The organism is Glutamicibacter sp. St.4D3 (assembly GCF_059728615.1).
Window position 1 is genome coordinate 3,140,112 of sequence record NZ_AP039380.1, and the last position, 20,994, is coordinate 3,161,105.

Sequence of the window (20,994 nt, forward strand, 5' to 3'; positions counted from 1 at the left end):
GGAAAGTACGGTGGCCGCCATGTCGATCGTCGCTCATTCTCATCCGTTTGTCCTGGGTGTCTGCACTCACCCACACAATCATTTATACGTCATTACTGACTCCGGCAACGGCGCTTTGCTTCATGCCCAATCGTTTCCAGTAAGCAGTAGTGGGATCAACAGGGCAATTAACTGGGCTGCTCGACGCACCGACGGTAACGCATACACCCTTTGGGGCGTTGAAAGAGCTGCCACATACGGAGCGATTCGTGCTGGCACCATTGCCGACCACGGATCCCCCATCTCTGAAGCGCGACCGTGAACAAGAAGCAGAACCGCGGCGTAGGCAAAACCGATACCTTGGATGGCCACCGAATGGCTATGGCTTCCCTGCCGCTGCCGGTAGACAAGTTGCGCCGTCCGCGGCTGCAAATAGGTATTCGTCAGCGGCGGCATATCCTTGAAGTTCACTGCTCATCTCCTGAACAAGCTTCTGCGAAAGCCGTGTAGTGATTCGAGCACGGTACGGCAGTTGGTCGGTGGTCTGCACGAAGGAACGTCGGGCGCATGCTGATTTCAGTCAGGTCCGGCAGAGCTTGCACCGGCACGTGAAGGAGAATGCTTCCTCTGCCCGGTAACAATAGCCGAATCGCAGGTGCGAGTCATAGGACCGGCAAACATCTCTTAAAGTTGCAGGGCCCTAACCGCTTCATCGCATACTCGCGCCCGCCTTCTTCTGCTGCGCGAACGCTCCCGCTCATTTGCTTCAGAATCGACACTCCCGCCAAAGCGCCCCAGGCTTTAGAGTCCCTCTCGTCACGCAAGTGCGCAAGAGGAGAGCAGCCGTGAGCCTGGCGGCAAAGGCGCGTCCACGGAAACCGCTGCTCCTAGGCTACTGAAGTCGTGTGAGACCAGTAGATCTCGTCACAAAAAAGTTTCTTAAGACGGTGGCGTAACCTACATTCATGGAATATAGTCGAGGTATAGAAGCGCTCCTGGGGAGAAAAATGACACAAGAATCGCGGAACGACAGGTTTCGCAGATTAGCGAAGACGCGCGGAGACCGTCTGATCCGAGAGATTTCGCTGCTCGGCAACCTCGCAAGTCGCAAAAATTACGAGTACACGCCGGAAGAAGTAGCAGCTTTGTTTCGCCCCATTGAGGCGGAGCTTGAAGCTGTCAAAGCCCTTTTTGATCCACAGTCACCTTCAACGAGAAAGGTTTCCTTTAGATGAAGTACGACGGTTATGGGTTTTATTTCGATCGTGCCGGCCTGACAGCAACTCAGGGAGCGATTTCTCCCGCGGAACAGTTTTTCGAGGGTTCTCGCGCGGAGGCTTCCCTAGTTCGAGAAACCGGGCAAAACTCGATCGACGCCTGCGCCGGCGAGGGGCCCGTTATCCTCGAGTTTGAACTGGCGCAGATGCGTACTGCTGATATCCCGGGGATATCTGAGCTACGAGAACATTTGGATGTTGTCGCTAAGGAGACTTTAGGATCTCAAGGACACGCGAGCATGGAACTCGCGCGAAAAACGGCCCTGCAGGAAACGATCCCCGTCTTGCGTATCAGTGACTATGGAACTTCCGGCCTAGGTGGCTCCGAGTCGATCAATGACCCAAAGTCGCCTCTTAGTGCCCTTACACGAGGAGCCGGAGTTTCAGCGGATGACGGGCAAAGAGGTGGATCATTCGGAATTGGTTCTGCAGTCGGTCCGATGGCTTCAAATATGAATACAGTGCTCTACACCACACTGACACCACTTGGTTCTGACGTTGTTTTCGCAGGCTATAGTTGCTTGGCAACACATAAGTTCAGCGACAATGTGTGGCGCTCGGGTGATGGTTTCTTCACTGAGCTGGATTCCGATGACTTTCACTACTTCCGGAACCCCAGCCCCCTCGGACCATTCGAGAAACGCACCACACCTGGAACCGATATTTACATCCTTGGATACCGAAATGCAGAAGAAGACGCTGGACTTGAGCGTATCAAAATAGAAGCCATGCGAAACTTTTTTCTGGCAATTGACCGCGGACAATTGATAGTCACCGGGAAAACTGAGCATGACAGCTGGAGGTTGGACGCTTCAACTCTTGCAGGTGCGACCAAAGAGGACGAAGAATCGAACGCTTACTACATGGCTGCCAAAGACCCAGAACCTATTATTGGGCATGATCCAGACCTAGGTGAAATTCGTTTGTACATCAACATCGACGACAACCTAAGCCGACCACTCCACACGATTACTGTTCGCAGGCCTCTGATGAGAATCGATACTTTTCGCCACACTTCAGTGCAAGTGAAGTATGCGGCCGTACTCGAATGTTCAGACGAAGCAGGAAATACCTTCCTAAGGCAGCTCGAGCCGCCGCAACACCACAAATGGGATCCGGGAAGAGCTGAAGGTGGCCAACGAGTCATCAGGACTTTGAAAAAATTCGTTCTAGAAGGACTCAAGAGCAGGATTAAACAGCAAATCGGAGACCAAATAGAAATTAAGGGTCTGTCAAAGTTCTTACCCGACGATCTGATCTCCAATAGAGATATTCACTCGCACAGTCGAGGAACAACACTTGGTCAAGGTGTTGGGTCCATGATCGAATCAAGCAGAATCCAGGGACGAGAAAACAAGACTCAAACAACCGAAGTTCGACTTGGTAAATCTGTGAAGGTACAGATGAGAAGAGATGCAGATGGCGACGGCAATGAGGAGATTGTCCGCGGCAAAGACCGAGGTGGAGGAGGTAATCGGCACTCGCAGGGAGGTTACCTGCCCGATAGCGGGTCGGAAGGGCCTGGTGGCGGCAAGATCTCGGCCGGGGATGTTTCTTTCCGCAGCTGGTCCGACGCAAAAACTGGAGAAATCATCATTTCCCTTTCAGCATCGGAAGACATCTCAGGTGATTTAACCCTCGTGGCATTGGGGCCGCAGGGGAGCGCTGAAACAGATTATCTCATTCCCATAACTGATGTTTACCGTGTCGAAAACAATACGCGTACTCCTGTCGCGTTCAAAGGAAACAATCTAGTTAATGTCGAACTGAGCGCAGGGTCCACAACCCACTATCGCTTGCGACTCTCTTCCAACAACCGTTACCGCTTAGGAATCAAATGACAAGCTCAGCCAGAGGTTCTTATCCTCATCCAGTTCTCGATGACTCCGATGATGTAGATGCAAAGTTCGAGATAGCGACGGTATCAGTTACTCCCGGCGTAAACGATGTCGAAATCAAATTTAGAGTTCGACTTACAGAACCTTACATTCGCCAGCTGATCACCGAGGGAAAGGCTTCCTACAGTTTTCGCTGGAGTTGCAGTTCCACCATTGCCTTGGGCCTGCTTAACGCTGAGGCTGCATTTCATCACGCCGATGGGACGACCTTTGTGGGTTGGATCGATCAAGAAAGTATTCGCGGCAAAGTTCGCATCGAATTTAAAGTCGTCGCAACTCAGAATATCAACAACTATAGACTAGACACCCAACATCTCGATTACGGGTCAGCATCCTTCAATTTGCTTGCCGGTGATGTGCTGGCTGATGCAGGCTTCACAGAATTTGCCGCAGATAAACTTTACGATCCACTATCCCCTCCCATTGGGTCTTGTTTTCAGTTCAATGCAAAGAACACGATGAAACGGGGTATAGATGTAAATTTTATGAACGAGGACTATGTGATGGTGAATTTTCCACCAAAGCTACTGGAAAAACTGGGAATGCTTCGAGAACGGCAAGATCTCCAAATCGGTCTAGTCGTACTACCAGCCCTAATGGAGACTATTAACTTTATACGTTTACACGATAGCGATCCGGATGCTGGTGATGATCTGACAGATTTCGCGTGGTATCAGACTGTTAAGCGTCTCATGCCCGAGGATGAGAGCCTCCCTGTCCTTGAGGTTGCGCAGAGGATTCTCGATCATCCCATCGACCGTTCCCTAAATGAAGTTTCATTGGAGGAAGAAGCAGACAATGACTAACGCGACGGCTACCATCATCAGTTCACAAGGCTTGTCTGAACTAAAGGAAGCACTCGAGGTCGCAGAGACGCCTGAGGATTTTCTTAGCCATGCAGCTGCCCTTTTTGCTGATGCAAGTTACCTTCTTGCGCTTCCACTATCGCTCGGAACCGCTCAGCCGCTAAGTACGGGCGCTTCAGCAGGTGCCGACCAAGATAACGGGCCTCTAGTGTACGAGTTTTTGGGCGCTCTTGATTTGGCTAATGCAGCCGACGAACGTCTGTGGACCACGTTGGCGTTCACTACCTATCGAGACTACATGGAAGAACGCTGGTCCATTCAAGGACTCCGCACTTGGAAAAAAAGGGTCCGTAGCCGTTGGATTATGGGAAAACCATCACGTGGTCGATTAATACGCCACGGAATTGCACGGCTTTGGTGGGTTACAAATTTAACTTACGAACTTCCAACGCCGGAGACTCGCGATGGTTTCGATCCTTTCCGTTACTCGAGAGAAGTCCTTAGCCGCGAAGACAGATTGAACTCTATTTTCGATCGTGAAGCAGGTGCTATTCCTAATGTTATTAAGGCAGTGCTGGACCTCGCTGCCCAAGGTGGTATTTTCGCTTCTGACAATCATCTTCGAGCTGTAATGAAAGAGATCACTCTAATCTACGGGTACCGCGACATATCGGCTCTTCCCCTGGCCTCAACGCACGATCTGGTCTCTTCTGTGTCTGCGCAGATCCTTGAGGTGAGATCGACAGCATGACTGAGTTTGGCTTATCCCTATAAGTAAAAATAGCATTCGACGCAGCAAGGAAAGCATTCCCGTATAAGTTAGTTTTGAAATTAAAATAATAGCGGGTCTAGAGCTCCACAACCTCAAACTCAAGAAGCGCGTTGTCAGAAGCTACCGGCTTCTGCTTGGAGTGGTCGTGGCCGGCGCGGTTGTCTCGCCAGGTCTCGTAGTCCTCGCGGGTCGCCCACTGGGTGTAAACGAAGTAACGGCTCTCTCCGGCAACTGGACGCAGGAGCTTGAATCCTTCGAAACCCGGAGCGCTATCCACCGAATGCTTGCGTGCCGCGAAGCGCGCTTCGAGTTCCTCTCCGGCACCTTCCGGGACGTTCAAGGCGTTGATGACGACGACAGACATGTCTCTCCTTTCGGCCCCCTTTTTGGGGCAACCAGTGGTAGTTTCAGCCTACTCTTCCTGACTCTTCCTTGGCGGTGAGCCGCTTCACATGGTTCAGTAGGTGACCCAAACCGATTAGGACAGGCCCCCTTTCCTCAATGAACGGGACAGTCATCGGCATCTTGCCGCGCGTATGGAAGAATCCCGTTCGATACGGCCGCGATGGTGAGCCGATTATGCAATGGCGCGAAAGGGTCTTTGGTGGCTGAAACGAAAGAATCGCTGGGCTCCCAGCGATCCGATGTTGCCTGGGTGGTCATCGTCTTCAGTGGGGTGATGGCCGCCCTGCACATCTGGAAACTCCCCTCAGCAATCCCGGTGCTGCAAAACGAACTGGGCATCTCTCTACTCATGTCCGGCGTGCTGCTCGGCGTGGTTCAAGTGGCTGGCATGGTCAGCGGGTTGGCCATGTCTCTTGTCGCAGAACTGATCTCCCAAAGGCACACCATGGTTCTGGGGCTGCTCTTACTGTCCGTGGGATCGGCGGCCGGGTCCTTGTCACAGGACGCGACCCTGCTCTTGATTACCCGCATCATCGAGGGTGCGGGTGTCATCATGGCCAGCGTGATGGGTCCGGGACTGGTGCGTGCCCATGCACCGCTGCACCGCATGAATGTCGCCGTGGGCTGGTGGGCCGCATTCATGGGCATTGCCACCTTTCTGGGCGTACTCGGAACCGCTATCGCACTGCAGTACACCACCTGGCAGACGTGGTGGCTGTTCCTTGCCGCCGCGACACTCATCCCGGTGGCGTTGATTCTCAAGGTCGTAGCACCCGACCATCCCGCTGGCAGCGCCGGAGCGAAGGCAGCCCTGACCCGGATCATCGCGACCGCCTCCTCCGGCCGCGTGTGGCTCAGCGGCCTCATTTTCGGCTGCTACACCGTGCAGTGGATGGCCATCGTTGGGTTCCTGCCCAGCATTTACCGCGAAGACGGACTTTCCCCGGTGATGGGCGGTCTCTTTGCTGCAGTGGTTGGTGGATTGAACGGCATCGGAGCCATCTGCACCGGCAACCTGCTGCAGAAGGGATTCTCGGCCAAGAAGCTGCTCCTCGCCGCGTTCCTCATCATGGCGGTGACTTCCGTGCTGACCTTCGCCATCGACTACCCGCCAGAATTGATGCTGCTCCAAGTGCTCAGTGTCGGCTTGTTCTCCCTGTGCGGGGCCATGGTGCCAGCGACCATGACGCGCATAGCGGTGGATCTGGCGCCCGAGGGCGGTTCGGCACCCGCGGCCATGGGATTGATGCAGCAGATCTTCAACATCGGAAACTTCACCGGCCCGATGCTGGTGGCCTGGCTGGTGGTGGTGACCGGCAGCTGGTCCTCCTCCTGGTGGGTCAGCACGTTCTTTGGGGCGCTGGGCATTGGGGCCACCTTGGTGCTGATGCGCAAGGGTTCCCCGTTGCACCAAATCCAGCACGCCCGCTAGTCCCTACTAAGTGCCACGACCTGAATAGTTGCTGACCCCCTCTTGCGTGCCACGTCCACGAGTGCAATCGTGGCCAGTGGATCCCAACGAAAGGAGCAAGACCATGGCCGATTTGTCAGGCAAGAAGGTTCTCGTGGTGGTATCCAACCGCGGAGTGGAGCAGGATGAGCTGAAGAGCCCGGTGCAGACGCTGAAGGATGCCGGCGCCGAGGTCACCATCGCATCCCAGAAGACCGGTGAGGTGCAGAGCCTCGTCAGCGACTGGGATCTGGGTGAGGCTTTCCAGGCGGACGCTGCACTGTCCGAGGTGAATGAAGCGGACTACGACCTGCTGCTGGTGCCCGGCGGCACGCTGAACGCGGACAACCTGCGACTGGATGAGGACGCCCAGCGCATCGCCAAGTCCTTCGCCTCCGGTGGCCGTCCAATCGCCTCAATCTGCCACGGCCCGTGGCTGCTGGTCGAGACCGGCTTGGTCAAGGGCAAGACCCTGACCTCCTACAAGTCCGTCAAGACCGACGTCATCAACGCCGGCGGCACCTGGAAGGACGTTGAGGTATTCCGTTGCCCGGCTGAGAACTGGGTGCTGATCACCTCGCGCAACCCAGGTGACCTTGACGCATTCAACGAGGCGATTATCAAGGAATTGAGCGCCTAGAACTCTTTTGTTTCCGGCCATGTCGGAAAGAACTCCAAGTGGAGGAGCCACCGTCACGGTGGCTCCTCCACTTGTCTTTATAGGTGTCCTTCCGCTTCCGGAGCCCTTCGCGCCCTAACAAGGGACAGGGAGCTTCGTCCCGTGGACTATCCCCCAATCACGAAGTACCCGCCATTTAGGCCATCCACCATGATCCGGTAGTCCTGGTCGGCAATTCTTGCCTGCAGCATCCAGTTCGGCTTCCAGACCGTCCGCACACAGGACTGCTCCTTGACTCCCCCGCGCCAGGCAAGCTTCGCCTTGCGCATCGATGCGGTGCGCACCAGCGCCGCCGCCTTGTGTCGGGCGGTTTCAAAGTCAATGGTGTTCCACTTCGGGTCCTTGACCTTCGCCAGGTCCAGGCCCGCCGCGTCCTCCAGGCGCCACGGGTCACTCAAGAACGCCTTGCCGGAGTAGTAGTCCACCAGCACGTGGGCGGCGCGCTGCCGCCTGGCCGGCTGCGGGACCTGGAACTGGAACCCGGCGAAGGGGTGGTGCAGCAGGCGCGCGCTGCCGGCGTGCAGCTGCGGCGCCTTGGACTTCAGCACCCGCCAGGCGTCCTGCTCATCCACCAGGGTCGTAAGGACCACTTCACTCATGGCGGGCCGCCACTTCCGCCTGGGCCGCCAGGTAGGCGTCCTGGTTCATCAGCATGCGGGCCGGGATGGGGCCCACCTTGGCGGTCTGCTCCAGGGCACGGGCAATGTGCTCGGGCACCGGATGGTTGCGCTGGCTGGCCAGCGAGCCGACGATCATGGCAATGGTGGAGGCCAGGATGCCGGTGACCATCGGGTCGATGCCGGTTGAATCCGGCAGTCCGGACAGCTGCCAGCCCACCGATACCACGGTGCCGGCAATCATTGAGGAAATCGCGCCCACGGTGTTCGCCTTCTTCCACCACACGGCGCAGACATACGCCGGAACGAAGGCGCTGCCCAACACCGTGGTGGAGAAGATGACCACCGCGGCGACCGCCGGCGGGTCGAAGGCGGCGATCACGTAGCCGATCACGGCCAACAGCAGTACGGTGATGCGCGAAACCCACACCATCTGCCCGTCGGTCATCTTGCGGTTGATGAACCGGGCATAGATGTCCTGCCCGGCAATCGTGCCGGCCTGCAGCAGCAGGGCATCGGCGGTGGACATGATCGCCGCCATGATCGCGGCCATCACGATGCCCACCGCGAAGCTGGGCAGCACCGCGTCGGCGACCTCGAAGATCGCGATCTCCGGGTTGGCCAGGTTCGGCAGCAGCAGCAGCGCGAACATGCCCACCAGGTAGGGGCCGGGGATGAACAGCAGGTTGAAGATCATTGAGTATGCGCCGGCGGTGCGGGCCACCGATGGTTTCTTCATGGCCATGTGGCTGACCACCACGTGCGGCCAGCCCATGTAGCCGATGGAGAAGACCAAGAGCGCGCCGAGGATGACGCCCCACTGTCCCTGGAAGCCGAGGTCCGCACCCCACATGGTCAGCAGGTTCGGATTGATCTGCCCCACGGCCTCGTTGCCGGCGGTGAAGCCGCCGATGGCGATCAAGGTGGCGATCAGGATCCAGACCATGCCGATGACCATGATGATGGCCTGCACGAAGTCGGTGTAGGCCACCGCCAGGTAGCCGCCGAGGAACGTGTAGAGCACGATCACGCCAATGGCGATGGCCAGGGCGAGCGGGAAGGACACCCCGGTCACCATCTCCAGGCCACGCCCGCCGGCAATGAACTGGGCCAGGACATAGAAGAACATGCAGAACAGCGCCACCGGTGCGGCGATCAGCCGGATCCACTTGGATGGGTAGCGGTGTTCCAGGTATTCAATGGAGGTGATCGAGCCCAGGATCTGCGAGAGCTTGCGCATCCTGCGGCCCAGCACGGACAGGTTCAGGATGCCGCCGCCCAAGTCACCCAGGGCGTACCACATGCCGAAGTAGCCCTGCGTATAGCCCAGCGAGCCGGCGCCCATGAACATGTAGCCGGACATGGAGGAGCTTTGCAGGCGCAGTGCGGTGACTCCGGGGCCCAGGCTGCGCCCGCCCAGCAGGTACCCCTCCGAGTCGGACTGCCCGCGCTTCATCGCCCAGAAGCCGATGCCGGCCATGGCGAGGAAGTAGACAACCAGGAAGGCCAGTTCCAGGCTCATTTCTCCCCTCCCAGGTCCTCGCGCTTCCAGTTGCGGCTGAGCCACATGAACGTGGCGGTGTAGATGACCCAGAACGCCGGAACGCCCAGGATCACCACGACGGTGAATGTCGGCAACCCAAACATCAGCAGTATCCTCCTCGGTACAGCACAACCTGTATGGTGTGAAGGGCATCACAAAATACACTGTGACCGCTAGCTTCGCACAGATGGGAAGGAACTGACAGTGACACACGGTGCGGAATTCGCTTCCAGCCGGACACTTTGTCCGGCCGATGGCATGCCGACCGTTGCCCAGGTGCTCCAGCTTCCACCCGTGCTGACCGGGGATCCCCAGGTGTTCGCGGACCAGCAGAATCTGGCCCGGCCCATCCGATGGGCCCACGTTCTGGAGAACATGATGCCGCGCGACCACCTGCGCGGCGGCGAAATGGTGCTGACCACCGGCATTGGCTGGGGCCCGGCCCCGGATTTCACGCGCTATGTCAGGGACCTGGCCCTGTGCGACGTGCCGCTGCTGGTCTTGGAGCTTGGCACCCCGGTCAGCGAGGCACCGCAGGAACTGGTGCAGGCCTGCCGCGAGGCGGGGCTGGCGCTGGTGATCATGCACCGAAAGGTCGCGTTCGTGGAGATCACCGGCGCCCTGCACGAATGGTTGTTCTCCGAGCAGACCCGACGCATTGAAGCCGGCGGCACAGTGACCGTGCTGTTCACCGCCTTGATGCAGCGCGGCGCCCCGACCGATAGCATCCTGTCCACCTGCGCCCAGCTGCTGGGAACACCGGTGATCTTGGAGGATCAGGGGTACCATGTCCTGCGCTACGCCCCGAGTTCCACGGCGCCGCAGCAGATATTCGAGTCCTGGCAGGAGCATTCGGGCCGGGAACACCGTGCCGGAAACCCGGGACGGCATGCGGTGCCGGTGACCCTGCACGGCAAGCATTTCGGTTCCCTGATCTGCTCGCTTCAGGCCCAGCATCCCGCCGGAGTGCACCATGTGCTGACCATGGCGGCCGTGGCCATCGGCGTGGACCTGCTGCAGCGTCCCGGGTCCGCGCGCTGGGAACTGGGCACCGGACAGCAGCTGCTGGATGACCTGCTGGTGCACAAGAAGGTCTCCGCCACCGAACTTGTCCCCCGCTTTGAAGCCTCCGGCCTGCCAATTCGCGGCAGGATCCTGCATGGTTTCGCCGTAGCCCTCACTCCACAGGCGGATCCGGGGCTCGCGGCCGAAAGCCTGCGGGAGGCCTTCGCGCCGCATCAGGCCACGGTGGCCCATCAGGTGGTCAACGGGCGTTCACTGCTCTTCGGCTTGCTGTCGCTGCAGGAGCAGGCCGTGCCTTTCGCGCAGGAAGCCTTCGAACCTGGCGAACAGCTGCGGGGGCCGCTGTATCTGGGCCCCGGCTGCCATGAACTGCAGGCAGCGGCCGATTCTCTGCGCCAGGCGCGGGCCGGTTTCGAACTGCATCTGGGAGCGGACGGCGGCAACGTGGTGCACACGGCCGCCGAACCATTGGCCCTGCTCGCCCACGAGCTGCGCCATGAACCGTCCCTGCAGCGCCTGCCCCGGCAGGTGCTGGCTCCAGTCCTCGACCTGCCGCAGGCGCAGCGCGCGGAATTCCTGCGGATCCTTGAAGCCTGCGTGGCTCATCCGGCGAACCGGTCACTGGCCGCCAGGCACAGCCTGTTCTCCCGCTCGGTGTTCTACCAGCGCCTGTCACGGCTGGAGGAGCTGCTGGGCATCAGCCTTGATGACCCGAGGCTGCTGACGGTGCTCTCCCTGGCGTTGGCGGTGCACCGGCAGAGCCAGCGATCCGGTATGCCACCACACCCTTAAGCCGCACCTGTTTCCTTGGACACCTGGAGTTGCGGGTCCGGCTGGCGGCCGTTGTCCCGGGCCACCGCCAACATCACCCCGATCGCCGCGAGGGAGGTGGCCAGGGAGGACCCACCAAACGAAATGAAGGTGAGCGGCACCCCGGTGACCGGGACCAGCCCGGCCACCATGGCGATATTCAGCACCGCCTGGGCGATCAGCCATATCAAGGTGACCGTACAGAAGGAGCGGGCAAAGACGGAGGTTGAACGCTGCGCAATCCGGTGGATGGACACGGCCAGGAAGGCGAAGATCAGCAAGAAGAACAGCGAACCGATCAGCCCCATCTCCTCGCCGATGACGGCGAAAATGAAGTCGGTGTGGGCTTCTGGGATCCAGTGCCATTTCTGCCGGCTCTGTCCCATGCCCACGCCCCACAGCCCACCGGAGGCCAATGCGTACTGGCCCTGTAGGTTCTGGTGGCACAGATCCATCCCGTCATCGCAGGCCCGGTTCGCCCAACTCATCAGGCGCACCATGCGGTTCGGGCTGATCAGCGCCGCAATGATCACCACAACGCTGACCCCGCCGAGTACCACCAGCAGTTTGCGCAGCTCCACCCCGGCAATGAAGAGCGTGGCCAGGGTGATCAGCATCAGCACGGCGGCGGTGCCCAAGTCCTTCTCCAGCAACACCAGGGCGATAAACAGCCCATTGCCGAGCAGATAAGGGATGGCCAGGTGCTTCCAGTCGTGCAGCAGCCTCCGCTTGGCATCCACAATGTGGGCGGACCACAGCACGCTGGTGAACTTGGCCAGCTCCGAGGGCTGGAAGGTCACCGGCCCCAAACCCAGCCAGCGCCGCGCCCCGTTGACCTCCACCCCCAGCGGTGTCAGCACCAGCACCAGAAGCACCAGGGTCAGCAGGAAGGCCGGCCAGCTCAGCTTGCGCAGCACCCGAACCGGGAAGCGCGACAACACGAGCATGGCCGCAACCCCCAAGCCCGCGGCCACCGCCTGTGTGGTCAGCAGGCGGTATGGCGAGGACCGGGTGCTCACCCCGGACGCGGATAGCACCATGACCAGGCCCATGACCGTGAGCAGCAAGGTCATCCCGATGATGATTTGGGCATCGTGGCGGCTGGCCCGTGAGATCCGGGCCGGGGAAGCGGCGGCCTGCCTACTCATTGGCGCACCTCTTCCCGGGCACGGTGCCAGCGGCTCGCCCTGCCGCTCAGAGGGATCTTCGGGACACTGCCAAACACTGCCGCAACCAGCCGCCAAGGTGAAGTACGCATAACCATTCACCCTACTGAGCCACGGGTTAAGCCACTAATAGCCCCGACGGTATGACGCATGCACTTCCCACATAGATCAGAAAATTATCCACGCGGACCAGGCGCTCAGGACCGGGCAGCGTTCGGCGCCTGCATGATACGGTGAGGCCTTGCTCGCCCCCACTGCCTTGTAGAGGTGCCATCCTTGACCCCCGACCATGAGCCGCTGCTGCTCCCGCCCGGACCGTTGACGGGCCCACGCCTGTCCTCCGGCATCACCATCGCCCAGCTGGATGCGATGATCGCGGTCGTGGATTACGGCTCATTCACCGCGGCGGCCGACATACTGGGCATCTCCCAGCCTTCGTTGTCCCGTCGAATCCGTGCGCTGGAGGATGTCCTGGGGATGGCGGTGTTCATTGCATCGGGCCGGAACATGGTGCTCACCGAACTGGGCCGGGACCTGGTGCCGGCCGGGCGGCGGATTCTTGCGGAGATCGCCTCGATTGACTCCACCATCCACGCCCACCGCAACCTTCTGGCCGGAACACTCAAGGTGGCCGGGCTGCCCTCGCTGATCTCCACGGTGTTGCCGCCCTACCTGGGCCGCTTCCACCATCAGTTCCCCGAGGTGCGGGTGGAAACCTTCACGGTTGAGGATTCGGAGGAGCTGGCCGAGGCCGTGCGGCTTGGCCGGGCCGATTTGGGGTTTGGGGTCAATGAAACCGTCCCGGAGCAGCTGGCTGCCCTGCCGCTGAAGGACCAGAATTTCGCCGCCGTGCTGCCCGAGGCGGCGACCAACGGTTCTGCCGACGTCCTTGACGTGGCGGACCTGCACGGACGCACCCTGGTGACCCTGCCAGAAGGCACCTCCATCCGCGCGGTGACCGAAGGCGTCTATGCCGACTACGGCGTACAACCGGAACAGGTCATCACCACCACTCAACGTGACGCGCTGGTTCAGCTGAGCATCGCGGCCGGCGGCATCACGATTGTGCCCGAGGTGTTGGCTCATTCCGCCTCCTTCCTGGGCGGCCGGGTGGCCCGGCTGCGGACCCCGGCCCGGCGGTCCATCAGCGTGGTCTACCGCGATGAGCGCCACCACGGCCCTGCGCTGACGAATTTCCTGCAGCTGCTGCGGGACTGACTGCTTGTTTCCGGCGTTGATCTGCTCCCCGCGACACTCTGGATGGGATGGGTTTTCCACTCATGCGCGCCACGCATGGAAGCTGCCCCTCCGGCTATTGGTGCCGCCCCGTCCACCCGTGATGCCATGGAAATTCTGACTTTGACCAGAGGTGTGTGGACGGAAGGACCCGGCGAGCGTGAACAACCCGCAAGGCATGAAGCGCGGAAGAGCAGCAGAAGGACGGAACCGGGTTCACGCTCCGCGCCGGCGGCGCGCGTTGATCAGCATCATTGTTGCGGTGCTGTTCTGCGGCCTGGTCGGCACCACCGCGATGGCGGTGCTGCACCTGCAGCGCAACATCACCACCGCTCCCCTGGGGTCCCGCTTCCCGGCCGAGGACCCTGTTCCGGACGGTGAGCGCAATATCCTGCTGCTCGGGTCCGATGCCCGCGACGAGTCCTCCACGGCCTACGGCTCTGATCACGGGTCGCGGCGCAGTGACGCCATGGTGCTGGTACATTTCGCGGCCGAGAACGAGCGCATCGATGCGGTGCAGCTGCCGCGCGACACGCTCATGCAGTTGCCGGCCTGTGAGGATCACGGGCACGGGGCCTATCCGGGCGGCTATGGGATGATCAACTCGGCGTTGAACTATGGCCCGGCCTGTTCGGTGACCGCGGTCGAAGAGCTCAGCGGGGTCAGGATCGATAACTTCATCGAGCTGGATTTCGAGGGATTCATTACCGTCGTTGACGCCTTGGATGGCCTGCCGGTGTGCCTGCCCGAGGCGCTGAAGGACCCGAAGGCGAAGCTGGATCTTCCCGCAGGCCAGCAGACCGTCAACGGCAAAGATGCGCTGGCCCTGGCCCGGACCCGCCACGCCGTCGGGGATGGCAGCGATATCGCCCGCATGGATCACCAGCAGATGGTCATGTCCGCCATCGTGCAGCATGTGACCAGCCGGGAGGTGCTCACGCGCCCCGACCGGCTGTACTCCTTCCTGGATGCCGCCACTTCCGCGATGACCGTAGATCCCGGCCTGGAATCACTGAGCAGTCTGGTTTCCCTGGCCCGGCAGCTGGCCGACGTTCCCACCTCGCAGATCTCGTTCTTGACCATGCCGTGGAGCCCGGCACCGCAGAACCCGAACCGGGTTGTCCCTTCCGCTGAAGCCCAGACGGTTTTTGCGTCGCTGCGCGCTGACCGTCCACTGTCCGGCGAGGAGAAGAACGCAAAGAAGCAGAAAACCAAGCCGGCGCGGTCGGCGCCGGTGAGGATCACGAACGGTGCCGGGCTCAGTGGGCTGGCCGCAGAGTATTCCGCCGAGGTCAGCGCCCTGGGCCACACCGTCAGTGGGATCGACACCGCACGGCAGCTGCAGGCGTCCACGGTCCTGCTGGTTGACGGCAGCGACGCGGCCTTGGTGACGGCGAAGACCCTGGCCAGTGACCTGCATCTGGACCTCACGCCCCAGGTGGGCGCGGCAGCAGGAGTGCAGCTGGTCCTGGGCCAGGACATTGACCAACTGGATCAAAAGACCGCCGCACCGCAGAGGACCCCCGAAGCAAAGGAAGGGCCCACCCCACGCTCGGCCGACGCCGGATTGTGTTCCGGTTAGCAGGTCAATGACCACCGGTGGTAGGCACCCCGAGAGGCAGGAATAGCAGGGTTTCGGGGTTTGCGGAAGGCTTCACGCAGTGAGAATAACCCGGTCCAGAATCGACCCGTAGACAAGATGCGGTGGGTACTGTGGGCAGTACAGGGATACCCGGGATCTGACGTTCCGGGAAGGTTGAAAGTCCCTGTTGCCCGAAGTAGGTGCCATGGTGAAGTTCATCCGCATTCGCCGCGATGTGCGGCGGCCATGCCGTCATGGGTCCCCGGCCGCAGTACGGCTGCTTGGCATGCGACAGGGCACCAGCAGCAGGCACGCTCGCGCCTCTGACCCTTGGGCCGTCTGGCAAGGGTTTCCCGACGCTGCCGCTTCCCCTTCCAGCACGCTGTGCCACCTCACCGTCCACCACCGGGCATCCCGCCATCCATCAGCATCAAGGGAGTAGTACATATGCAGTTCAGCAACCAAGTAGCCCTCGTCACCGCAGCCGGTGCAGGCATCGGCCGCGCCATCGCGCTGCGCCTGGCCAAGGACGGGGCCGCCGTCCTGGTTTCAGATGTCAATGACGCGGCCGGCGCAGAAACCGTGGAACTGATCGAGAACGCCGGGGGACGTGCCTCCTACCTGCACGCGGACGTCTCGGTTCCCGAGGAGGTCAATGCGCTGGTTCCCCGCGCCCTGGAGGTCTTTGGCCGTTTGGACATGGCGGTGAACAACGCCGGGGTGGGTGCCATGCCCAAACCCATTCAGGATGTCACCACCGCTGACTGGGAGCGTTCCATCAACATCACCCTGACCGGCACGTTCCTGGCCATGCAAAGCCAGGTCCGGCACTTTACCGAACAGGGGCAGGGTTCCATTGTGAACATCGCTTCCCTGGCGGGAATCAGCGCCACCCCGCAGCTGACCCCATATGGTGCGGCGAAGCACGGGGTCGTTTCCCTAACCCGCAGTGCCGCGAAGGAAAACGCTGAAGCGGGCATCCGCGTCAATGCGGTGGCCCCCGGCGCCATTGAAACCGCGGCCCTGGCATCCCTGCCGGAGGAGGCGAAGGCCGGATATGCGGCAGAGATCCCCATGAAGCGACTGGGTCAGCCGGAGGACATCGCCAACGCCACCGCGTTCCTGCTTTCCCCGGAAGCCAACTTCATCACCGGTGTGGTGCTGCGCGTGGACGGCGGCACCGAAGCCTAAACCCGGCAGGCGCCAAGCATGGCGCCGGGTGAAAGCAACGGCGGACGGCAGGAAGGATCTTCCCGTCGCCCGCCGTTGTCTTGGTTATGCCCGCTGGGAGGTCAAGCGTCCGCGTTGACCACGAGCCGCCCGGACTTCGCCATCCACCGCTCAAAAGGCAGGGTCAGGAACGGTAGGGTGGAGGCCGCCGCGCCAACAACCAGCACCCAGATCTTCCAGCGGAACGTCACCGCAGTCACCACCGCAGCAGCCAGATAGCACAACCAGGTCACGCCGTGCGCCCATCCGAAGATCGTCACGCCAATGCCGTTGCCGTTGATCAGGTACTTAAAGGCCATGCCGGTCAGCATCCCCACCCAGGTGAAGCACTCGACAATCGAAACCACCTGGAAGAACCGGCGGATCGCCGTTTGCCAGGCAGCCGTACCCAACGGCCGCTTTTGTTCGGCGGCAACAGGGTGGGTCGACGACTCAATGACGGACACGGCGGCTCCTGCATTCAATGATTCAAAAATGGCAATCCCACCCACCCTATCCCTCACCCCAAACCAATACTTGACTTCGTAAGCAACACCACTGGAGCGTCTTAAAAAGCGGATCTGCGTGCAAGTGCGAAATGTTTACTGGTTCATCAACCCTTGCCCTGCATCACCGGAAACCTTTTTCTTCGTCCAGTTCCACTGCGCATTTGCTCAAAATCGCCGCCAACCACTCGATTCCGGGGAGCCCGAGTGATGGACTAGCGCCATGGCTACTTACAACATCGGGTACATCGTTGGTTCGCTCTCCAGCAAGTCCATCAACCGGATTCTTGCCAAAGCCCTGATCAAGCTGGCACCGGACTGCCTGGAATTCACTGAGATCCCCATCGGGGATCTGCCGTTGTACAACCGCGACCTGGACGAGAACTATCCAGAGGCGGCCACCAAGTTCAAGAAGCAGATCGAAGCTTCCGATGGCCTGCTGATCGTTTCCCCGGAATACAACCGCTCCATCCCAGGCGCACTGAAGAACGCCTTGGATTGGGGGTCCCGCCCCTGGGGCACCAACTCCTTCGCAAGCAAGCCCGCAGCCGTCATTGGAGCTTCCACCGGCGCCATTGGCACCGCCCTGATGCAGTCCTCAATGCGCACGGTCCTTGGGTTCCTGGACGCGCCCCAGCTCAATGCCCCAGAGGCCTACATCAGCTTTAAGCCCGAGGCCTACGAGGAGGACGGAACCGTCACCGACGAGTCCACCCGCAAGTTCCTCCAGCACTACGTCGATGAGTACACCGCTTTCATCCAGCGCGTGCTGGATGCAAGCGCCGAAGGCCACATCGGAGATCCGGGGTCGCCGCAAAAGTAGCGTCCACCCGCCGCGCGATTATCCACTCACTTCACCAACCCAGGAGATGTCGTTGACCGAGCCGGAGCTGACCCAGTCTTCACTTAATGCCACACAAAATCCACTGCCGCGTCCCACCTGGCCCGAAACAGCCCAGATCGTGGCGGACATTTTTGCGCCGGTGTTGGCCAAGGGACCAATTCGCCGGCGGCCGAAGGTCATGGCGGTCGCCGAGCGCCTGGACATTGAGCGTCGCGGGGTGAAGCGGATGCAGGCCCTGGTCGACAAATACGGCCCAGGTCCCCTGCAGCTGAAGCTGTTCGGCCGGGAGTTCTCGCTGATCCTGGATCCACAGGACGTGCACCGTGTCCTGGACCAGACACCTGAACCCTTCACCCCCGCCGAATTGCTCAAGCGCAAAGCCCTGGAACACTTCGAACCGCGTTCCTCACTGATCACCCGCGGACCACAACGGGCCGGACGCAGGGAATTCAACGAAAAGGCGCTCGGCTCGGATCACCCGATACACAAGATGGCCAGTACGCTGCTGCCAGCGGTGCGAGAGGAAGCCAAGATCCTCTTGGACGAGGTCGGAGCCGAGAGTGGCACCCTGCGTTGGGATGACTTCAATCGCGCCTGGTTCCGCATGGTTCGCAGGGTCGTGCTCGGGGATTCGGCCAGAAATGACGATCGGCTGATCGAGCTGATCGAGTCGCTGCGGTCCAGGGGCAACCTCGCTTTTCTTCGGCCGCTGGACCGGGTCACCCGTGACGACTTCCACGACACACTCAAGGAGATCCTCGACCGCGCGGAGCCCGGGAGCCTGGCTGCGTTCATGCAGAATATGGGGCCTTCCGATACGGAACCCGCGGATCAGGTTCCACAGTGGCTCTTTGCCTTTGATCCCGCCGGAACCGCCGCATGGGCCGCCATGGCACTGCTCTCCAGCGATGAGCCGAAGATGGACGAGGCCCGTGAGGAGGCATTGGTTCAGGCTTCGGACCCGGCCCCACTGTTGCCAAAGTTGCGCCATGCCGTACTCGATACCCTGCGCCTGTGGCCCACCACGCCCTTCATCCTGCGCCAGGCCACCCGCTCGGTGGAATTCACGCCGGGCATCATGCCCGAGGGCAGCTCGGCGCTGATTTTTGCGCCCTACTTCCACCGGGACGACAGGCACCTGGAGTACGCCAACACGTTCAGCCCACACATCTGGGATGCTGAACGCACCAACACCGACTGGCCGCTGGTGCCCTTCAGTGACGGCTCAGGCATTTGTCCCGGACGACACCTGGTCCTGATGCTGACCAGCAATTTCATCGCCGAGCTCGTCCGCGCGCACGAGGTGCGGCTGCTCCAGCCGAGCCTGGACCCCCGGAATGTAGCCAGCACGTTCAACACCTATGGCGCCGAATTCCGGGTTACCTCTCGTTGAGCCAGCAGCGTGACGGCCTGTCTCGCCTGATCTCGGCTAACGCGACAGCGTGAAGCTGTGCGTCGGTCGGGAGGATCCGGGCCCGGTGAAGTGAACGTTCAGCGACCCGAAACCGGGCAGCACCGTCACCATGATCCGGGGGCTCGACGTTGCGGATGCGGTACAAACGAAACGGTCCGGGCCCAGCCAGCTGTTGCTCTTGCGGCATCCGTCCCCGGCATCCGCCCAACCCCACAACAGGCTGTCGGTGGCGAGCGTGACCTCGAAGGCCTGGCAATCGGGGAGGTTTGAGGTCGTGAGCGCGAATTCGTAGGTCGAAGTCAGTCCGTGAGTCACACTATGCAGGCTGACCTCTACCTGCGGTTCGGTAGTACCAGGTACCGGATCGCTGGGCTCCGGGGCGGGGTCGCTGGCCAACTGCGGGAGCATCATCTTCGCTGTCACCGGTTAAGAGTGGGCGGGCGGTGAATCGTGACGGGGTTGTCGAAAGATTTCCTAAAAGTTTTTCGTGCCCGTTCTTACCGCAGGTTCAGGCGTTCCTTCCACCGGCGGTAGACGGCCCGCCGCCCACCATGGGCGGCGAAGGTTCGCCACGCCATGCTCACCACCCGCAGGTGGCTGCGCGGGCTGGACAGGCTGCGGCCCGCCACTCCCACGACCAGCCCAAAATCCAGCCGGACTTTTGCTTTTGACGGCAGCACACAGGAAAGATCCATGTCATCATGCAGTTCGGGGGCCTGGCGGTGCACCCGGGGTGAGGCGTACTGCCAAACACGCTGGCGCATCGCCATGTTCGAGCCCCACAGCGGCACCCTGGCCAGCGCGGCGCCGATGGCAGCATAGTAGGCCCCGAAATAGTACGCGGCTGCCACGGTCCGAGCCCACTGCGGCAGGTCATAGAAGACGCCCAGCCCGGTGACTGCGTCCAGGCCCGGGTTGCGGGAGAAGTTTTCAAGGATGCGCGACACCCACCGGGCGTCGGGCCGGCTGTCCGCGTCGCAGCGGGCAATGATGTCCCCTTCGGCGGCGTCGTAGCCGGCGGCCGCGGCGGCGGGAATCCCGCGGCGCGGCTCGCTGATGACCCGCACCCCGGCGGCCTGGGCGAGCTGCCGGCTGTTGTCCGTGGACCCGTTGTCCACGATGATGATTTCAAAGGGCTTATCCCGCTGCTTCTTGAGCAGTTCAAGCAGCACCGCCAGGTGCTGCTCATCGTTCAGGACCGGCACGACAACGCTAACCCGGTTCATTCTCACCCCGCCCTGCGCCGCGCAAAGCGCGATCGGTCCGGAAGACGCCTGAGGCTGCCAGCGCGGAGCCGGCGAGCCCGGCCAGCAGGTCCCCCATGGTGTCGTCGTAGCCTACCCCGATGCGTGGGTCCAGCAGCCGATAACCGGCCCATTCGCCGATTTCCCACAGCACCGCCAGCAGGGCACCGAGCGCCAAGAGGATTACAAAGCGCCACCACGCTCCCCCGGGATTTATCCCGTTCATCAAACCCGTTGTGCGCAGTGCGCCGTGGAGCAGGCCGACCACAACGCCCATCAGCAGCCCGTGAACCGCAAGGTCGAGCCACTCGATGAGCTCGTAGGCCCCCAGGGCACTGAAAATCGTGGCGCCCAGCAGGACGAGTTGGCCCAGCGCATCCCACCAGCGGGTGGACGCGAAGTAGCGAAGCGCCCATTGCCCGCCCCAGGACAACGCGGCCGCCAGGAAGGCGGCAGACCCGGCCACGGCATAGGCCCAGGGCAACAGCAGCAGGCCGATCCCGCGCAGCAGGTCGGTGGCGTGGGGAACAAAGG

The 20,994-nt window shown here is 61.1% G+C and carries 21 protein-coding genes; 11 read left to right on the top strand and 10 right to left on the bottom strand.

What is annotated here, in order from left to right; translation table 11 throughout:
- Nucleotides 1-120: 120 nt before the first annotated feature.
- Nucleotides 121-450, bottom strand: a complete 330-nt coding sequence (locus tag AC6I21_RS14460; RefSeq protein WP_497762728.1) for a hypothetical protein — start codon at nt 448-450, stop codon at nt 121-123.
- Between the two features lie 760 nt (nt 451-1,210).
- Here AC6I21_RS14460 and AC6I21_RS14465 point away from each other — a divergent pair.
- Genes AC6I21_RS14465 through AC6I21_RS14475 form a run of 3 tightly spaced genes read left to right on the top strand, consistent with a single transcriptional unit; the run spans nt 1,211 to nt 4,711 of the window.
- Entirely contained in the window at nt 1,211-3,097 is a 1,887-nt protein-coding gene (locus tag AC6I21_RS14465) for a hypothetical protein (RefSeq protein ID WP_497762729.1), read from the top strand.
- Nucleotides 3,094-3,960 (top strand): hypothetical protein, encoded by an 867-nt coding sequence (locus AC6I21_RS14470; RefSeq protein ID WP_497762730.1) that lies wholly within the window; start codon nt 3,094-3,096, stop codon nt 3,958-3,960. The genes AC6I21_RS14465 and AC6I21_RS14470 overlap by 4 nt, the downstream gene beginning before the upstream one ends.
- Complete coding sequence (locus tag AC6I21_RS14475; RefSeq protein ID WP_497762731.1) at nt 3,953-4,711, top strand: DUF6339 family protein; 759 nt, start codon at nt 3,953-3,955, stop codon at nt 4,709-4,711. Before AC6I21_RS14470 ends, AC6I21_RS14475 begins: the two co-directional genes overlap by 8 nt.
- Before the next feature lie 97 nt (nt 4,712-4,808).
- Here the strand turns inward: AC6I21_RS14475 and AC6I21_RS14480 are convergent, their stop codons facing one another.
- Nucleotides 4,809-5,096: an antibiotic biosynthesis monooxygenase gene (locus tag AC6I21_RS14480; RefSeq protein WP_054820681.1), complete on the bottom strand. Its 288-nt coding sequence runs from the start codon at nt 5,094-5,096 to the stop codon at nt 4,809-4,811.
- Nucleotides 5,097-5,336: 240 nt separating this feature from the next.
- Between AC6I21_RS14480 and AC6I21_RS14485 the strand changes: the two genes are divergently transcribed.
- Nucleotides 5,337-6,569, top strand: a complete 1,233-nt coding sequence (locus AC6I21_RS14485; protein WP_497762732.1) for an MFS transporter — start codon at nt 5,337-5,339, stop codon at nt 6,567-6,569.
- Nucleotides 6,570-6,672: 103 nt separating this feature from the next.
- The gene (locus tag AC6I21_RS14490) at nt 6,673-7,227 is read left to right on the top strand and encodes a type 1 glutamine amidotransferase domain-containing protein (RefSeq protein ID WP_138176369.1); all 555 of its coding nucleotides are present in this window, start codon (nt 6,673-6,675) and stop codon (nt 7,225-7,227) included.
- A 146-nt stretch (nt 7,228-7,373) separates the two neighbouring features.
- On the opposite strand, the gene AC6I21_RS14495 is transcribed toward AC6I21_RS14490, so the two are convergent.
- The 3 genes from AC6I21_RS14495 to AC6I21_RS14505 are packed head-to-tail and all read right to left on the bottom strand — an operon-like array spanning nt 7,374 to nt 9,530.
- Entirely contained in the window at nt 7,374-7,865 is a 492-nt protein-coding gene (locus AC6I21_RS14495) for a hypothetical protein (protein ID WP_346922246.1), read from the bottom strand.
- Nucleotides 7,858-9,405, bottom strand: coding sequence for a sodium/proline symporter (locus tag AC6I21_RS14500; protein ID WP_497762733.1), 1,548 nt, complete (start codon nt 9,403-9,405; stop codon nt 7,858-7,860). Before AC6I21_RS14500 ends, AC6I21_RS14495 begins: the two co-directional genes overlap by 8 nt.
- Nucleotides 9,402-9,530, bottom strand: a complete 129-nt coding sequence (locus tag AC6I21_RS14505; protein WP_279402284.1) for a hypothetical protein — start codon at nt 9,528-9,530, stop codon at nt 9,402-9,404. The genes AC6I21_RS14500 and AC6I21_RS14505 overlap by 4 nt, the downstream gene beginning before the upstream one ends.
- Before the next feature lie 100 nt (nt 9,531-9,630).
- Here AC6I21_RS14505 and AC6I21_RS14510 point away from each other — a divergent pair, with 100 nt between their 5' ends.
- The gene (locus AC6I21_RS14510; RefSeq protein ID WP_497762734.1) at nt 9,631-11,241 is read left to right on the top strand and encodes a PucR family transcriptional regulator; all 1,611 of its coding nucleotides are present in this window, start codon (nt 9,631-9,633) and stop codon (nt 11,239-11,241) included.
- Here the strand turns inward: AC6I21_RS14510 and ftsW are convergent.
- A complete protein-coding gene (gene ftsW / locus AC6I21_RS14515) occupies nt 11,238-12,407 on the bottom strand; it encodes a putative lipid II flippase FtsW (protein ID WP_497762735.1) in 1,170 nt (389 codons plus the stop codon). The genes AC6I21_RS14510 and ftsW overlap by 4 nt on opposite strands.
- A gap of 294 nt (nt 12,408-12,701) precedes the next feature.
- Between ftsW and AC6I21_RS14520 the strand changes: the two genes are divergently transcribed.
- From AC6I21_RS14520 to AC6I21_RS14530, 3 genes are all read left to right on the top strand, one after another.
- Complete coding sequence (locus AC6I21_RS14520; RefSeq protein WP_175419446.1) at nt 12,702-13,643, top strand: LysR family transcriptional regulator; 942 nt, start codon at nt 12,702-12,704, stop codon at nt 13,641-13,643.
- Nucleotides 13,644-13,821: 178 nt separating this feature from the next.
- A complete protein-coding gene (locus AC6I21_RS14525; RefSeq protein WP_175419447.1) occupies nt 13,822-15,243 on the top strand; it encodes an LCP family protein in 1,422 nt (473 codons plus the stop codon).
- Nucleotides 15,244-15,690: 447 nt separating this feature from the next.
- The gene (locus AC6I21_RS14530) at nt 15,691-16,434 is read left to right on the top strand and encodes an SDR family NAD(P)-dependent oxidoreductase (RefSeq protein ID WP_497762736.1); all 744 of its coding nucleotides are present in this window, start codon (nt 15,691-15,693) and stop codon (nt 16,432-16,434) included.
- Between the two features lie 101 nt (nt 16,435-16,535).
- Here AC6I21_RS14530 and AC6I21_RS14535 read toward each other — a convergent pair whose 3' ends face one another.
- Entirely contained in the window at nt 16,536-16,919 is a 384-nt protein-coding gene (locus tag AC6I21_RS14535) for a DUF3817 domain-containing protein (protein WP_497762737.1), read from the bottom strand.
- Nucleotides 16,920-17,181: 262 nt separating this feature from the next.
- Between AC6I21_RS14535 and AC6I21_RS14540 the strand changes: the two genes are divergently transcribed.
- On the top strand, nt 17,182-17,781 hold the full coding sequence (locus tag AC6I21_RS14540) for an NADPH-dependent FMN reductase (RefSeq protein ID WP_497762738.1): 600 nt from the start codon (nt 17,182-17,184) through the stop codon (nt 17,779-17,781).
- Between the two features lie 52 nt (nt 17,782-17,833).
- Entirely contained in the window at nt 17,834-19,195 is a 1,362-nt protein-coding gene (locus tag AC6I21_RS14545; protein ID WP_497762739.1) for a cytochrome P450, read from the top strand.
- Between the two features lie 36 nt (nt 19,196-19,231).
- Here AC6I21_RS14545 and AC6I21_RS14550 read toward each other — a convergent pair whose 3' ends face one another.
- The 3 genes from AC6I21_RS14550 to AC6I21_RS14560 all read right to left on the bottom strand — a co-directional run bounded on the left by AC6I21_RS14550 (nt 19,232) and on the right by AC6I21_RS14560 (nt 20,926).
- Nucleotides 19,232-19,627: a hypothetical protein gene (locus AC6I21_RS14550; protein WP_497762740.1), complete on the bottom strand. Its 396-nt coding sequence runs from the start codon at nt 19,625-19,627 to the stop codon at nt 19,232-19,234.
- 86 nt (nt 19,628-19,713) lie between these two features.
- Nucleotides 19,714-20,442, bottom strand: coding sequence for a glycosyltransferase family A protein (locus AC6I21_RS14555; protein WP_360027402.1), 729 nt, complete (start codon nt 20,440-20,442; stop codon nt 19,714-19,716).
- Complete coding sequence (locus AC6I21_RS14560; RefSeq protein WP_497762741.1) at nt 20,429-20,926, bottom strand: DUF2238 domain-containing protein; 498 nt, start codon at nt 20,924-20,926, stop codon at nt 20,429-20,431. Before AC6I21_RS14560 ends, AC6I21_RS14555 begins: the two co-directional genes overlap by 14 nt.
- Nucleotides 20,927-20,994: the final 68 nt, after the last annotated feature.

Excerpts from the sequence above, each read along its gene's own strand:
- AC6I21_RS14465 (WP_497762729.1), top strand. The coding sequence starts at position 1,211 with ATGAAGTACGACGGTTATGGGTTTTATTTCGATCGTGCCGGCCTGACA.
- AC6I21_RS14470 (WP_497762730.1), top strand. The coding sequence starts at position 3,094 with ATGACAAGCTCAGCCAGAGGTTCTTATCCTCATCCAGTTCTCGATGAC.
- AC6I21_RS14475 (WP_497762731.1), top strand. The coding sequence starts at position 3,953 with ATGACTAACGCGACGGCTACCATCATCAGTTCACAAGGCTTGTCTGAA.
- AC6I21_RS14480 (WP_054820681.1), bottom strand. The coding sequence starts at position 5,096 with ATGTCTGTCGTCGTCATCAACGCCTTGAACGTCCCGGAAGGTGCCGGA.
- AC6I21_RS14490 (WP_138176369.1), top strand. The coding sequence starts at position 6,673 with ATGGCCGATTTGTCAGGCAAGAAGGTTCTCGTGGTGGTATCCAACCGC.
- AC6I21_RS14495 (WP_346922246.1), bottom strand. The coding sequence starts at position 7,865 with ATGAGTGAAGTGGTCCTTACGACCCTGGTGGATGAGCAGGACGCCTGG.
- AC6I21_RS14500 (WP_497762733.1), bottom strand. The coding sequence starts at position 9,405 with ATGAGCCTGGAACTGGCCTTCCTGGTTGTCTACTTCCTCGCCATGGCC.
- AC6I21_RS14505 (WP_279402284.1), bottom strand. The coding sequence starts at position 9,530 with ATGTTTGGGTTGCCGACATTCACCGTCGTGGTGATCCTGGGCGTTCCG.
- ftsW (WP_497762735.1), bottom strand. The coding sequence starts at position 12,407 with ATGAGTAGGCAGGCCGCCGCTTCCCCGGCCCGGATCTCACGGGCCAGC.
- AC6I21_RS14530 (WP_497762736.1), top strand. The coding sequence starts at position 15,691 with ATGCAGTTCAGCAACCAAGTAGCCCTCGTCACCGCAGCCGGTGCAGGC.
- AC6I21_RS14540 (WP_497762738.1), top strand. The coding sequence starts at position 17,182 with ATGGCTACTTACAACATCGGGTACATCGTTGGTTCGCTCTCCAGCAAG.
- AC6I21_RS14550 (WP_497762740.1), bottom strand. The coding sequence starts at position 19,627 with ATGATGCTCCCGCAGTTGGCCAGCGACCCCGCCCCGGAGCCCAGCGAT.
- AC6I21_RS14555 (WP_360027402.1), bottom strand. The coding sequence starts at position 20,442 with ATGAACCGGGTTAGCGTTGTCGTGCCGGTCCTGAACGATGAGCAGCAC.